The sequence below is a fragment of the Ktedonobacter sp. SOSP1-85 genome (assembly GCF_016587415.1).
Lineage (GTDB): Bacteria > Chloroflexota > Ktedonobacteria > Ktedonobacterales > Ktedonobacteraceae > Ktedonobacter.
Window position 1 is genome coordinate 1640062 of record NZ_BNJI01000001.1, and the last position, 14575, is coordinate 1654636.

The window sequence follows — 14575 nt, forward strand, 5'->3', positions numbered from 1 at the left end:
CAGGCCCCGGCACAACATATTAGCTCTTTAATGGACCAGACATGCCCGGCATCTGCATTATTGGCGCGGTTGGCTGCATCTGTATAGGAGCTGGACCAGAGCCAGCAGGCCCCTGGGGCGGCATCATCGCGCTGGGCGCCTGAGGAGGCTGAGACGACTGCGCTTGCTGCTGTTCCAACTCTTTGACTCGTTGGCGCAGTTTTCGGATCTGCTTGCGATCAGAGATGGCAGACCCCACGCTCGAAAGGTATAACAAGAGCGCACCGAGGATAAACGCACCCAGAATCAAAAGCCCTGCTGGCAGCGCTGGCGCTTGCCAGATCAAGACCTCGAGTTGCGTTGTATTACTCAGGTTCTGGACCGCAACGAGCGTTATCACACCACCCGCAAGCACGATCATCACTAGTACAAGGTAGAACACGATGCCCTCCTTAATCAAATATATCAATATTATAATCCAACTGGCGCGAGTTACAAGTGGTATAGCCATTATTAGCAGGAATTCCTAATTTCTCTTTCGCCCCTGCCTCGGCTCGCAAGCTCACCTCGGGTACAGGGTGTGGTGGCAGATGACCTGGCTTTGCCAGGTCATCTGCCACCACACCCTGTACCTTTGAGCGCCGCAGGCGCGAAAGCTCTTCTCGCATAAGGGCTCTGCCTTTCCTACTCTTCTTCCACCAAATTGACGCATGCACAGAATAGAATTATACTGAGACACGTGATCACAGGAGGGAAAAAACAAGTGTTATTTGAAGAGTTCGCGAATGAGACCAACAGCCAGAGTCCAGTACGCACACAATATCTGAATATTAAACGCCAAAATCCGGACGCCATCCTTTTCTTCCGCATGGGCGACTTTTACGAAATGTTTGACGATGACGCCGAGATTGTCGCCCGCGAACTGGAGATCGCCCTGACCCGGCGCGACTTTGGGCGTGGACAGAAATCCCCCATGGCAGGTATTCCTTATCACGCAGCCGACGGCTATATTGCCCGGCTCGTTGGCAAGGGGTACCGCGTGGCAATCTGCGAACAGGTGAGCGATCCCGCCCTCTCGAAGGGGTTGGTTGAGCGCGAAGTGGTCCGCATTGTCACGCCCGGCACCGTCATCGACCCCTCCATGCTGGCCGCGAAACGCAATAATTTTCTGGCCGCGGTCGTCCCCGGTCGAGGTGCCATTGGTATCGCGTATATCGACATTACAACGGGCGAGTTCGCGGTCACACAATTTGCCACACCCGAGCCTGAGCTAGCCATCCAACAGGAGATCTCACGTGTCAGTCCCGCAGAGGTGCTGGTCGAGGCCCACTATAGCCGCCTGGGCAATCGCAAGAAGCGCTGGCTGGCCACCGTCATGAGCGAGAAGCAGGTTACAAAGTTGGGGAGCAACGGGAACGCCAACGCGGATATTCCCGACCTGGAGGCAGAAGAGGATGAAGAAGAGGATTATGCGCCCCTCGTCAAACTGCTCTCAGGTCTGGCCGGGCATGTCACCCCCTATGACTCACGCTACTTCGCCGAAGACGATGCCCGTCACCGCCTGCTCAAGCAGTTTGAGGTCTCCTCGCTTGAAGGCTTTGGCTGCGCCCATCTGCCCCTGGCCGTCCGGGCCGCGGGCGCCGTTCTCTCCTATGTGCAGGAGACTCAGAAGGGCCTGCTCCAACACCTGATCGCGCTGGAAACCTACTCGACCAATAACTTTATGACCCTCGATCCCTACACCCGCCGCAACCTGGAACTCTTTGAGACGGGACGCCTGAACTCGGTCAAAGGCTCGCTACTCTGGGTGCTGGATAAGACGCGATCGCCGATGGGAGGGCGCCTGCTACGGCGCTGGATCGGACAGCCCCTGCTGGATATTCCTATCCTACAACTGCGCCAGCAGACGATTAGCGAACTCCTCACCGATACCCTGCTCCAGGCGCGCCTGGGAGAGGCACTCAAACGCGCAGGCGACCTGGAGCGCCTGATCAACCGCGTTCGCCAGCGTATCGCCAACCCACGCGATCTGGTGGCCCTCGCGACGGGCCTGCGCGCCGCCGCCGAGGTTCGCACCTGCCTCGATGAAACCGCGAGCGAGAACGCGCCCTCCCTTGTACGCCTGGTTGATCGCCTCGCCAAGAATGATGATATCATCGAGCTCATTGAAAAGGCCATTATCGAAGAGCCACCCGTCAGTATCAACGAAGGCGGCATCATCCGTGCAGGTTTTAGCGCCGAACTGGACAAGCTCAAAGAGGCATCACAGAATGGCCGACAATGGATTACCGAACTGGAGCAGCGCGAGCGCAAACGCACGGGTATCTCAAATCTGCGCGTCGGCTTCAACAAAGCCTATGGCTACTTTATCGAGATCACCAACGCCAACCTGAATCGCGCGCCCACTGAATATATTCGCCGCCAGACACTCACCAATAGCGAGCGCTATATCACCCCCGATCTCAAAGAGTACGAGACGCTGATCCTGAACGCGCAAGACCGCATCAATAAGATGGAGAACGAGTTCTTTACGCAATTGCGCTCGGATATCGCGATCCATGCCGCTGAACGCATCCTGGACACCGCCCACGCCATCGCTGAGATCGACGTTTTTCTGAGCCTGGCGGAGGTCGCGGCAAAAAATAATTATTGTCGCCCCCAGCTCAACGAGGACGACACTATCCACATTGTGGCCGGGCGTCACCCCGTTGTCGAGCAAGCACAGACGGATACCCCGTTTATCCCCAATGATACCGACATCTCAAATCACGAGGCCCAGATCGCCATCATCACGGGCCCCAATATGGCGGGTAAATCAACCTACCTGCGCCAGGTGGCGTTGATTACCTTGATGGCTCAGATTGGCTCCTATGTCCCGGCCGAGTCGGCCACCATTGGCATTGTGGATCGCATTTTTACCCGTATCGGCGCCCAGGACGACCTGGCCACGGGCCAGAGCACCTTTATGGTCGAGATGGTCGAGACCGCCAATATCCTGCATCACGCCACGCCGCGCAGCCTGCTGATCCTCGATGAGATCGGGCGCGGCACCAGTACCTATGATGGCCTGGCCATCGCGCGCGCCATCGTGGAGTACCTGCATAATAATAAGCGCTGTGGCGCACGTACCTTCTTCGCCACCCACTACCATGAACTGGTCGAGGTGAGCAAACTGCTCCCGCGCATTCGCTGCCTCAACGTAGCCGTGGCCGAGGAAGATGGCAAGGTCATTTTCCTGCGCAAGATTGTGCCTGGAGGCGCGGATCGCAGCTATGGCATTCACGTAGCCCAGCTCGCTGGCATTCCCCGGCCCGTTCTCCACCGCGCAGAAGAGATCCTCGCCGAGCTTGAACGCCAGGGAGATGCCAAGGCGCGCCGCAAGGCCATGCGCGATATGGCGATGCCCGCCGCCTGGCAGATGACGCTGCTGGCATCCGAGCCACACCCGCTCATTGATGAGCTGAAAACTATGAAGGTTGATGAGCTAACGCCCATAGAGGCTATCAGTAAGCTCTATGAACTACAACAAAAAGCACAACGTGATTCATAAATAGGGTGTATATGCGTAGGGCGCGGGCATTGCTCGCGCCCTACGCATATACACCCTATCCCTACGCGCCGCAGGCGCGAGAGCAACTGCTAAACGTACATTACTCATCTACCATCTTGAACCCATCTGTGATATCATTAAAGAGGTTGGCGATAGTGTACGATTTACAATAAATAAAATCTCTTTGTTGGAGGATTAATGACAACGCAACAGCAATCACCAGTACAGCCAAAGCAACTTGAGGACCTTTGCATCAATACTATTCGTACTCTTGCTATGGATGGTGTACAGAAAGCCAACTCCGGACACCCCGGCACCGCCATGGCGCTCGCGCCACTCACCTATCTGCTCTGGACCAAATACATGCGCCACAATCCGCGCAATCCACACTGGTTCAACCGTGACCGCTTCATTCTCTCCGCGGGCCACGCATCCATGCTGCTCTACAGCATGCTGCACCTGACAGGCTATGATCTGCCCCTTGAAGAACTGAAAAATTTCCGCCAGTGGGGTAGCCGCACGCCTGGTCATCCCGAATACCACCACGTTCCCGGCGTTGAGACCACAACCGGCCCCCTGGGGCAGGGCTTCGTCAATGGTGTCGGTATGGCAATCGCACAACGCTTCCAGGCCAGCCGCTACAACCGCCCTGACCATACACTGCTTGACCACTACATCTACACCATCTGTAGCGATGGGGACCTGATGGAGGGTATCACCTCCGAGGCAGCTTCTATCGCTGGTCACCTGAAGCTGGGTAAGCTCATCTACTTCTACGACGACAACAAGATTACCATCGAGGGCGACACCAGCCTGGCCTTCACAGAAAATGTTGGTGCGCGCTTCGAGAGCTACGGCTGGCATGTGCAGCACATCGCCGACGTCAACGACCTGGAGGCCGTGAGCCAGGCCATCGAGGCCGCCCAGGCCGACGAGCGCCCTTCGATCATCGTCACACGCACCCACATCGGCTATGGTAGCCCCAATAAGCAGGACAAAGAGTCGGCCCATGGTTCGCCTCTGGGCGCGCAGGAGGTTATCCTGACCAAGCGCAACCTTGGCTGGGCCTCTGAGGAGCCCTTCTACGAGCCAGAAGAGGCCGTGGCCTATTTCCGCCAGGCCGTTGAGCGTGGCGCGCAGCAGGAGTTGGCCTGGCAGGAGCAGTTCGCGGCCTATGCCAACGCCTATCCCGAGCTGGCCCAACAGTGGCAGCAGGAGCAGGACGGCAAGCTTCCCGAGGGCTGGGACAGCGAAATCCCAACCTTCAAAGCGGGCGAGGCCCTGGCCAGCCGCGTTGCCTCAGGCAAGACCATCAACGCGATCGCGCCTAAGCTGCCTAACCTGATCGGTGGCTCCGCCGACCTGGCGCCTTCTACCAATACCTATATGAAGGACCTGGGCGATTTCACGGCTGACGAGAACGGTCGCAATATGCACTTTGGTATCCGCGAGCATGCCATGGGCGCGATCCTCAATGGTATGGCGCTCTACGGCGGCCTCATCCCCTTTGGCGCGACCTTCCTCATCTTCTCTGAGTACATGCGCCCACCCATCCGCCTGGCCGCAATCATGCGCCAGAAGGCCATCTATGTCTATACCCATGACAGCATTGGCGTCGGCGAGGACGGTCCTACCCACCAGCCTATCGAGCAGCTGGCGGCCCTGCGCGCCATTCCTGGCCTGACCGTCATCCGCCCGGGTGACGCGAACGAGACAGCCGAGGCCTGGCGCAACGCCATCACCATTGAGGGTCCGGTTGCCATCGTGCTCTCACGCCAGAACCTGCCTACTGTAGACCGCACCACGCATGCCAGCGCGGTCAATGTGGCCAAAGGTGCCTATGTCATCAGCGATAGCGAGACGACACCACAGGTTATCTTGATCGCGACCGGCTCCGAGCTGGCCCTGGCGCTTAGCTCAGCAGAAAAGTTGCGACTAGAGGGCATCGCCGTTCGTGTAGTAAGTATGCCCAGCCGCGAACTCTTTGAGAAACAGAGCGCCGAGTATAAAGAAAGTGTCCTGCCTAAGAGTGTACGGGCGCGTATCGCAATCGAGGCTGCGTCCCCCTTCGGTTGGGAGCGCTACGTCGGTCTGGATGGTGATACCGTCACCCTGGATCACTACGGTGCCTCGGCTCCGTTCAGCGTCCTCTACGAGAAGTTTGGCTTCACCGTAGAGAATGTCACTGCCAAGGCGAAAAATCTGCTTTAGTCGCAGAGAGAAAGAGAAGGGCAGGAGCCACGGTCAGGTACAAGAGTACTATAGTCAGCCTTCGTTCCTGGCACATCTCTGAAGGTGAGGGGAGATACCTCTCCCTCTTATCTTCAAATACCTGTTATATCTACTTGACAAATGGGTTGCCTTTGGTAGTACGATTTAGAGGGCAACAGATACAAGCTTGATGAATATGTGTACTTGCAAGCGTACATCCATCATATAAGGAGAAGAACGTAATGGCCAATCCACTGGTACAGTTACAAGACCAGGGACAGAGCGTCTGGTACGACAATATCGACCGTGCCCAGATCGCTTCTGGCGAGTTCGCGAGAATGCTGAAAGAAGATGGCATCCTTGGTGTTACCGCCAACCCGACCATTTTTGAGAAATCCATTAGCGCCGGTCATGCTTATGACGAGCAGATGCAGCAGCTCATCAAAGAGGGCGAAAGCTCCAACGAGATCTACGAGGACCTGGTGATTCAGGACATCCGCACCGTTGCCGACCTGCTACGACCTATCTATGATCGTACCGAGGGCAAGGATGGCTATGTTAGCCTGGAGGTCTCTCCAGAGCTCGCCAACGACACCGAGGGCACGATTAAAGAGGCTGAACGCTTCTGGAATATAGTCGAGCGCCCCAACCTGATGATCAAGATCCCCGCGACCCCGGCCGGCATTCCCGCCATCTATGAAACCCTACGCAAAGGCATCAATGTCAACATCACCTTGATCTTCTCGTTGCAGTCCTATGCTGATGTCGTCGATGCCTATGTGCGCGCACTCGAGGAGCGCAACAGCGAGGGTAAGGATATCAGCCACATCGCCTCGGTCGCCAGCTTCTTTGTCAGCCGCGTTGATACGCTGGTCGACAAGCTACTTGAGGACAAGATCAAGGCCGGTGGCGATGCCTCGCTCAAAGAGCTTGAGGGCAAGGCCGCTATCGCCAACGCGCGTCTCGTCTACCAGGACTTCAAACGCTTCTTCAACACCCCTCGTTTCGAGACGTTGAAGCATGCGGGCGCGCATGTGCAGCGTCCGCTGTGGGCCAGCACCAGCACCAAGAACCCGGCCTACCGCGACGTCCTCTACGCCGAGGAACTGATTGGCCCTGATACGGTTGACACCATGCCTCTTGACACCATCAAGAACTTCCGCGACCATGGTATCGTCAAAAACACCATTGAGAACGATATCGAGGGCGCGAAGAAGACGCTTGATGAGCTGGAGAAGAATGGTATCCACTACGACCAGGTCACCAAGCAATTGCAGGACGAAGGGGTCCAGAAGTTCATTGACTCTTTCCACCAGCTCTTCGCTGGTATTAAGAGCAAGAAGCAGGCACTCAAAGAGCAGGTTGCTGACTAGAGGCCTGCACAGGCACCAATAGACGCCTTCCAGGCGCCAGGGTAGGGATACATTATCCCTGCCCTGTTCTGCTGCGTTTCTTCATAGACTTTCTTGAAGAACAAGCACAGAAATTCAGGCGCACCTCGCGCGGGTATATACTAAAGTATTTCACTACATCAGTTCGCTTATCACCGGTTCTTTTCTCCATGGCAGGTAGCCAGATGCTACCATGAGGGGTTATACTTCTTGTAGAGACGAACTATCTGCTGGACTAACAAGCACCAGGAGACCGGCGTTACCAGAGTTTGACAACACGATCTTAGATTACATGTCTTAGATTACACATTCTTGAATGAGGAGATTACACTCATGCCTCAGCGTAGCGTAGTCGAAGCGCCCAACCCCTTTCGCGAGGGGCTACGCATTAAACAGAGTCCAGAACCATGCGTGATGGTCATCTTCGGCGCTACCGGCGACCTGACTCACCGCAAGTTGCTGCCAGCGCTCTATAACCTGGCTCTGGAACATCCCCTGCCCGCAGGCTTTTCTGTCGTGGCATTCGCACGCCGTCCTTACAATGATGAGGTCTTTCGCAAACAGGCGCTCGACTCTATCAACGAGTTTTCTCGTCAGAAGCCAGTAAACGAGCAGGTCTGGGAGAGCTTCTCCAATGGCATCTTCTACCTGCAATCCGACTTCCACGAGCCAGAAGGCTATGAGAAACTCGCGGCACTACTCAACCGCCTTGACCAGGAGCGGGGCACCAGTGGCAATCGCATCTTCTACCTATCCACGCCACCCAGCCAGTATCCTACCATTATTCAGAACCTGGGGGCCGTTGGTCTCAACCGCAACCGTAAAGGGTGGACGCGCATCATTGTCGAGAAACCCTTTGGTCATGATCTCCCTTCCGCTCGCGAGTTGAACCGCCAGATCGGTAAGGTCTTTAAAGAGGATCAGATCTATCGCATTGACCACTACCTGGGGAAAGAGACCGTCCAGAATATCCTGGTCTTCCGCCTGGCCAATGGCATCTTCGAACCCATCTGGAACCGGCGCTATATCGATCATGTCCAGATTACTGTTGCCGAGAATATTGGCATTGAGGGCCGCGGCGGCTACTACGAAGAGTCAGGCGCCATCCGCGATATGATTCAAAACCATATGCTCCAGTTGCTGACGCTGGTAGCCATGGAACCCCCCATTGCCTTTGACGCCAACGCGGTCCGCGACGAAAAGGTGAAAGTGCTCCATGCGCTTCAGCCGCTCTCTGGTCGCGAGGCCCTCCAAAACACGATACGCGCCCAATACACGGCTGGCTATGTCGGTGGACACCAGGTCGGCGGCTACCTGAGCGAGAACGGTGTCTCACCAGCGTCCTCCACCGAGACCTATGTTGCTATGAAATTGTTCATTGACAACTGGCGCTGGGCAGGCGTTCCCTTCTACCTGAGAACAGGCAAACACCTTCCCAAGCGTGTCACAGAGATCGCCATTCAATTTAAGCAGCCACCTCTGATGATCTTCAAGCAGAATGATGCTCAGGGGCAGGTCGAACCAAACGTTTTGACGCTGCGTATCCAGCCAGATGAAGGCATCTCCTTGAAATTCGGTGCCAAGGTACCAGGTACCGATCAGCAGATTCGCTCGGTCAATATGGACTTCTTCTATGGCTCATCCTTCGTACGCGAGCAACCCGAGGCCTACGAGCGCCTCTTGCTTGATGCCATGCTCGGCGACTCAACCCTCTTCACCCGCCGCGACGAGGTAGAGGCCGCCTGGACCTTTGTACAGGGCATTCTTGATGCTTGGAAGAACGAGTCACCTGCCACCATTCATACCTATGAGTCTGGTACGTGGGGACCACAGGGCTCCGATGAGTTCATCTGGCGCGATGGCTTCCGCTGGCGCCGTCCCTGATTATAACAGCCTGTATGCTGAGTTTGTAGCGATAAAAGATGTAGCACAACGCAGTCCACATGAACAATGAAGTTCACTTTGATGAAGGGGAACGGGAATGACGAAGGCATCCTTTGAAAATCCAGGCGTGCATCTCCCCTGGGCAGGTAAACCGGTACGCATAGAAGAAGCCGAGGAGATTCTCACCTCACTCTGGCACCTGTCCGCCGACAACGTGCGCATTAGCCAGAACGTAAATGTGCGCGCCAGTGTCCTCAATTTTGTCATCTGTGCACCGGACATAGCCACAGCACAGCGCGCTAGCTCACTTCTTCGCGATCTCTGTAGTACCCATATCGCGCGCGTCATACTGCTCATCCTTGATACCAGCGAGAGTTCACCTACCGAGGTCAGCACGTGGGTGACCCTCCGCTCGTTTCCAATCATCTCCGATATCATGCGCCACAACTTTGAACAGATTACGATCATGCTCAGTGGGTCCGCTCTTCGCTCTGCAGCTACGATCATCCAGCCCTTACTCAAACCAGAGCTTCCCATTTATCTGTGGTGGCTCCAGGATCCGCCCCGTGATGAGACCCTCTTTTCACGCCTGGCTCAGACAAGCAATCGCGTCATTGTCGACTCCGAAAGCTTCCTTCAGCCAGAGAATAGCCTGGCTCGCCTGGCAGCGTATCTTGCAGATACGGCAGAGAACTCCAGCTGGGCACTCAGCGATCTTAATTGGGGGCGCATCACGCCCTGGCGTCAACTGGTCGCGCAATTTTTCGATGTGCCCGCCTATCAAGACTACTTGAGCGGCATCTATCACATAGAGATTGAGCACGCCATTTCACCTACCAGGGATACCACTGGCGCAAACGGCAGCAGTCCCACAACTCCTACCGTCAATCCAACGCGCGCTCTCCTCTTTTCCGCCTGGCTACTCAAGAGCCTGAACTGGCAGATCGATACCGCTAATGAACGGAACCAGCATCATCCAGAGACAGGCGAGCATTCCTGGCATACATCACACGCCACGGGCAAGCTCCAATTACCAGGCGCAGATGAACTCCTGGTTCATAGTGGGCGTGGCAGTATTACCATTCGCCCTCGCGTTGAACCCGCGCTCACACCTGGTTCACTCTGCCTGGTCCGTATCTTAAGTACCCTCGATGATAAACATGCGACCTTTGCCATTGATCGCGCCGATGGCGCGGAATATGCGATCACCTCGGTCGAGCTCCCCGAAGGCACACGCCATCAACGCACCGTTAGCCTGGGGCAAAGTTCCTCGCGCATAGCCAGCACCTTGCTGCACGATGAGCTAGAGATTCTGGGACATGATCGCCTCTTTGAGGCCGCGCTCAATGAAGTCTATAGACTTCTTGTAGAATAACAACAGGCACGTCTGGTATGTGGTGAGGTGCAGTCTGGCAGCCAGTGGTTGCCAGACTGCACCTCACCACATACCAGGGCGAACTCCGCAGGCGCGGGGCGTCACGCGTCATGCTAAAAAATTGCACATCGTGTACTACTCAGTCAGCTTTGTAGGAGAGAAACAAACATGCAAAATAGACATATCTCCGTCTACTCCAGTCTGGACACACTCAGCCAGGCAGCGGCTCGCTACGTTATTCAAGTCGCGCAAGAAGCCATCGTCTCTCATGGGCGCTTCACCTTTGCGCTCTCTGGCGGCAATACCCCTAAAGCACTTTATAAACTGCTCGCCGCCGAACCCTACACCAGCCAGATTGATTGGAACCTGGTCGATATTTTCTGGTCTGACGAGCGTTGCGTCCCGCCCGAGAGCGAGGATAGCTGCTACCGCCTGGCGATGGACACCATGCTGAGCAAAGTTCCCATTCCCGCCAGCCAGATTCACCGTATGCACGCCGAGGAGAAGGATCGCGACGCAGCCTCTCAAGCCTATACTGAGGAGATGCGCCGCGTCTTTGGCACATCTGGCACTCCCGCCTTTGACCTGATTCTCTTAGGCATGGGACCCGAGGCCCATACGGCCTCCCTCTTCCCACATCAGCCCTCGCTCCAGGAGCGTGAGCGCCTGGTCATGCCTGTGAGCGTGCCCAAGCCCCCCCCTGCGCGCCTGACCCTTACGCCTCCTGTCTTACAGGCTCCGCGTCATGTGCTCTTCCTGGTCACGGGCCAGGATAAGGCAGAAGCCGTCAAAGAAGTCATTGAAGGGGCACGCAACCCCGACGAGTATCCAGCGCAGCTAGTCCAGCCCACACAGGGTGATGTGACCTGGCTCTTCGATACCGCGGCGGCCTCACAACTCACGCATAAGGCGTAAGCAGGAAGGAAAAAGAAGCATGGTCGAGATCGTTCCTTCCATTCTCTCCGCCGACTTTACCCGTCTTGGGGAGCAGGTCCGCGACGCCGAAGCGGGTGGGGCCGGGCGTATTCAGATCGATGTGATGGATGGGCATTTTGTGCCCAACATCACGATGGGTCCCCTGGTGGTCGAGGCGGTCCGCCGCAGCACCAGCTTGCCCCTGGAGGCCCACCTGATGATCACCAATCCTCAGGACTATATTCAGACCTTCGCCCAGGCAGGCGCTGATGTCATTATCGTGCATCAGGAGGTCTGCCCGCACCTGCACCGCGTCATCCAACACATCAAAGCCGCTGGAAAAAAGGTCGGCGTCGCGCTCAATCCCTCCACTCCCGTTTTTCTCTTAAAGGATATGCTCTCGCTGCTCGATATGGTGCTTATTATGACGATTAATCCCGGCTTTGGAGGCCAAGAGCTTATCCCTGAAACCTTGCCCAAAATCGTTGAGCTGCGCCGCATGCTGGCCGAGCGTCACCTCTCCTGCGATGTCGAGGTCGATGGCGGTATCTCTGAGAAGACCGCGGCAAGCGTTGTCAAGGCGGGAGCCAATCTTCTCGTCGCCGGCTCCTCTGTCTATAACCAGCGCGAAACGGTCAAGCAAGCCATTGAGCGCCTACAGCGAGCCGCAACCAGCGAGAAGCTCTAAACAGCGCCCCTCCCACGCTCATGCTCGTACGCAAAAAGACCCTCCCAGGGTATACCTGGGAGGGTCTTTTGCTTGTATACTAAACTAGAGTTTAGTTTTTATAGCGTTTTATGACAAGGTTTTGAACCTGAAAAACCATCCTTGTAGCTTTGATGAAGGTATGCTTCTAGAACCTCACGACTTGGAGAAGCTACTGAACGGCATCCAAGAGTTGTTGGAGATGAAGGGAATAGCGGTCGCAATCTAACCAAGTTCTGGAGAATAAGGAGGAAGAGGCTGAAGCGGTGCGGTTTCACTTCAGTCTCTTTTGAATTCTCTCATGATGAACGCTTCAATTTCTAGGAGAAGGAAACCTTCCTTCTGTTCTTGGCTTCTACTGCATTAGGGCAACTCCAAGCAGAGAAGGTATCCACGTGAGGAGAGAAACTAGGAGGATGCAGGTGAGGGAAGGAAGCGGTGTATGAGTTGCTCAAGCTGATGCAACTTAAATGGTTTAGAGATGAGAGCGTCTACAAGCAAAGATAACTCAGGCCACATGTCGGCTGCGGTGAGTAGTACCATGTGCGGCGGCGCAATTCCCCTTGCGCTTGCTTCCTCACGTAACCCTTGCACCACACCAATCCCCCCCATAATGGGCATCATCACGTCCGTGAGCACAAGCGCCGGCCAGTGCTCACGGGCGAGATCGAGCGCTTGTTGTCCATTAAAGGCGACCAGTGACTGGTACCCAAGGCTCTCGACCACCACCGTCAGGATTTCGGTAATCGGGATATCATCGTCAACGATCAAGACGATGGGTGGTTCGTATATTTCCTCATGCAAGTGTTACATCCTGCTTTCTTAGTGTTGCTCTTGCTCTGAAGGGGAACTCCTCTGTGGGGGGGGCTCCCTCCGTTGGGTTGCTGCTTGCTGCTCTGCTAATTTGATCAAGATGTCCCGTTCACTCTCATTGAGTGCCAGCACACGCACCCCCTCGGGCGTCGCAATCAGAAAATCACGGAGCGTTTCATCGTGGGCGGAAAAGCGCATCTTCGGAACGGAGAGGATGCGATGGAGTTTCCCTTGATAGATGAGGTGCTGCATGGACACCACATTTTCTGCAAGCACCGTCAGTTCATTCACGGAGAAATCCGGTTGCGTGATGACGCCTTGCGTTGGCTCTTTGATGGCAAGCAGCGTCACACCCCGTTCACGTAAGAGACTCAGGAATGCTGCGAGATAATCGGGAACACGTTCGGCTCCACTGCTCCTTTGGATGGCTCGCTCCCATTCAGCAATGCTATCAATGACCAGACGCCGTGCACCTGTTTGCTCTAATGCAGCAAGCACCTCTGTGGCGACATAATCGGGGTCCAATTCAACCGAATCCCAGTGGTGGACGGTCAATCCCCCTCTTGCAGACAAAGCGTGCTGCAACTGTTGGCTCCACGCAAAGTCCTCCGATTTTTGAACCAACTGATCCGCTGTCTCTCGAAATCCGAGAAACACTCCCGGTTCTCCCTCTGCCACGCCAGCAAGGAGAAATTGGAGCGCGAGAAGTGTCTTGCCCGCTCCTGGACTCCCAATCAGGACCGTCCCTGTTCGCCGGGTCAGGCCACCGCCAAGCAAGGTATCGAGTTCGGGCAATTCAAAGGTCGCTCGTTTCGCTGGCGTCACTGAGAGCGTTTTCTTGTTCCAGCCCACCTTGAACGGGTGCCTGAGGCGGGTTTCCAATCGAGGAAAAACGTGTACTCCTGTCTCGTTGATCGCCAAACCGTGGAGGCCTGGTAATGCAGCTTTTCCTCGTACTTTGAGCACCTCAAGAGCCCGATGAGTGCGTACGCCGAGCAATGTATTGTAGAGCCCGATGAGCACATCCGCAGTGGTCATCTCTGGAAAGAGAGTTGTATCGCGGGGATCTGCCTCCGCTGTGACGAGTGAGGTTGTGCCCAACATACTCAATTGTGTTCCAAGATCGTAGAGGAGACGGCGGGCGGCAACAAAATCGGTTTCCTCGCCACGTAACCCTTGAAAGCCGTCAAGCACCACGACACTCGCCTTCATACGATGCACTTCTGCCACAATCGCCTTCCCAGTTATGGGACCTTCCGGTGGGAAAAATTGCTGCAAGCTGAACACTTGTACAGTGCGACCAACGAGGTTTGGCGCAAAGAAGCTATAGGAACGCAGATGATCTAAGAGCTTTGTCGTTGGTTCAGACAGTGCTGTCAAAAAGAGAACTTTCTCCCCACGCTGAGCTGCGGCGAACGCGATCTGACTGGCAAGCGTGGTTTTCCCACTTCCAGGTGGTCCAAGAATAACCGTTAATGCTCCTTTTGGAAACCCTCCATCTAACACCAGATCCAAATGAGGGATCCCTGTCGGCTCAAGTGGTGATGGTGGAGGAACCATCGGGACCGATGTCGCATCAGGGGGAAACGAATCCATCATGCTCTCTTTCTCACTCGACAAATACAGATACTACAGTATATCACATGGTTTCTCGTTTGATGAGAGGACAGTTGCTTGCATCACGTCCATGCGATATGATTGGCGTCCTTGAAGCGTGGTCGCATGGAGGGAAAAAATGCATCAGGTGGTCT

11 protein-coding genes are annotated in these 14575 nt (G+C 55.5%); 7 read left to right on the forward strand and 4 right to left on the reverse strand.

Annotated features, from left to right (window positions below; genetic code table 11):
* Positions 1–19: 19 nt before the first annotated feature.
* Together KTE_RS07015 and KTE_RS07020 are read right to left on the reverse strand one after the other, a co-directional pair.
* A complete protein-coding gene (locus KTE_RS07015) occupies positions 20–421 on the reverse strand; it encodes a lipopolysaccharide assembly protein LapA domain-containing protein (protein WP_201379818.1) in 402 nt (133 codons plus the stop codon).
* 10 nt (positions 422–431) lie between these two features.
* A complete protein-coding gene (locus tag KTE_RS07020) occupies positions 432–647 on the reverse strand; it encodes a hypothetical protein (RefSeq protein WP_201379819.1) in 216 nt (71 codons plus the stop codon).
* A 95-nt stretch (positions 648–742) separates the two neighbouring features.
* Between KTE_RS07020 and mutS the strand changes: the two genes are divergently transcribed.
* The 7 genes from mutS (at position 743) to rpe (ending at position 11993) form a co-directional block, all read left to right on the forward strand.
* A complete protein-coding gene (gene mutS, locus KTE_RS07025) occupies positions 743–3529 on the forward strand; it encodes a DNA mismatch repair protein MutS (RefSeq protein ID WP_236600311.1) in 2787 nt (928 codons plus the stop codon).
* Between the two features lie 198 nt (positions 3530–3727).
* A complete protein-coding gene (gene tkt / locus KTE_RS07030) occupies positions 3728–5740 on the forward strand; it encodes a transketolase (protein ID WP_201379822.1) in 2013 nt (670 codons plus the stop codon).
* 242 nt (positions 5741–5982) lie between these two features.
* Positions 5983–7113 (forward strand): transaldolase, encoded by a 1131-nt coding sequence (gene tal, locus KTE_RS07035; RefSeq protein ID WP_201379824.1) that lies wholly within the window; start codon positions 5983–5985, stop codon positions 7111–7113.
* 351 nt (positions 7114–7464) lie between these two features.
* Complete coding sequence (gene zwf, locus KTE_RS07040) at positions 7465–9015, forward strand: glucose-6-phosphate dehydrogenase (RefSeq protein ID WP_201379826.1); 1551 nt, start codon at positions 7465–7467, stop codon at positions 9013–9015.
* 97 nt (positions 9016–9112) lie between these two features.
* A complete protein-coding gene (locus KTE_RS07045; protein WP_201379828.1) occupies positions 9113–10390 on the forward strand; it encodes a glucose-6-phosphate dehydrogenase assembly protein OpcA in 1278 nt (425 codons plus the stop codon).
* Positions 10391–10558: 168 nt separating this feature from the next.
* Positions 10559–11305, forward strand: a complete 747-nt coding sequence (gene pgl / locus KTE_RS07050; RefSeq protein WP_201379829.1) for a 6-phosphogluconolactonase — start codon at positions 10559–10561, stop codon at positions 11303–11305.
* A gap of 19 nt (positions 11306–11324) precedes the next feature.
* Positions 11325–11993 carry a ribulose-phosphate 3-epimerase gene (rpe, locus tag KTE_RS07055; RefSeq protein WP_201379830.1) on the forward strand — a complete coding sequence of 223 codons (669 nt, stop codon included), beginning with the start codon at positions 11325–11327 and terminating at the stop codon, positions 11991–11993.
* Positions 11994–12419: 426 nt separating this feature from the next.
* Here rpe and KTE_RS07060 read toward each other — a convergent pair whose 3' ends face one another.
* Positions 12420–12815, reverse strand: a complete 396-nt coding sequence (locus KTE_RS07060) for a response regulator (RefSeq protein ID WP_201371319.1) — start codon at positions 12813–12815, stop codon at positions 12420–12422.
* Positions 12816–12833: 18 nt separating this feature from the next.
* Positions 12834–14423, reverse strand: coding sequence for an ATPase domain-containing protein (locus KTE_RS07065; RefSeq protein ID WP_201379831.1), 1590 nt, complete (start codon positions 14421–14423; stop codon positions 12834–12836).
* Between the last annotated feature and the right edge of the window lie 152 nt (positions 14424–14575).

Coding starts and splice junctions, on each gene's coding strand:
- KTE_RS07020 (WP_201379819.1), bottom strand. CDS start 647: ATGCGAGAAGAGCTTTCGCGCCTGCGGCGCTCAAAGGTACAGGGTGTG.
- tkt (WP_201379822.1), top strand. CDS start 3,728: ATGACAACGCAACAGCAATCACCAGTACAGCCAAAGCAACTTGAGGAC.
- tal (WP_201379824.1), top strand. CDS start 5,983: ATGGCCAATCCACTGGTACAGTTACAAGACCAGGGACAGAGCGTCTGG.
- zwf (WP_201379826.1), top strand. CDS start 7,465: ATGCCTCAGCGTAGCGTAGTCGAAGCGCCCAACCCCTTTCGCGAGGGG.
- KTE_RS07045 (WP_201379828.1), top strand. CDS start 9,113: ATGACGAAGGCATCCTTTGAAAATCCAGGCGTGCATCTCCCCTGGGCA.
- pgl (WP_201379829.1), top strand. CDS start 10,559: ATGCAAAATAGACATATCTCCGTCTACTCCAGTCTGGACACACTCAGC.
- rpe (WP_201379830.1), top strand. CDS start 11,325: ATGGTCGAGATCGTTCCTTCCATTCTCTCCGCCGACTTTACCCGTCTT.
- KTE_RS07065 (WP_201379831.1), bottom strand. CDS start 14,423: ATGATGGATTCGTTTCCCCCTGATGCGACATCGGTCCCGATGGTTCCT.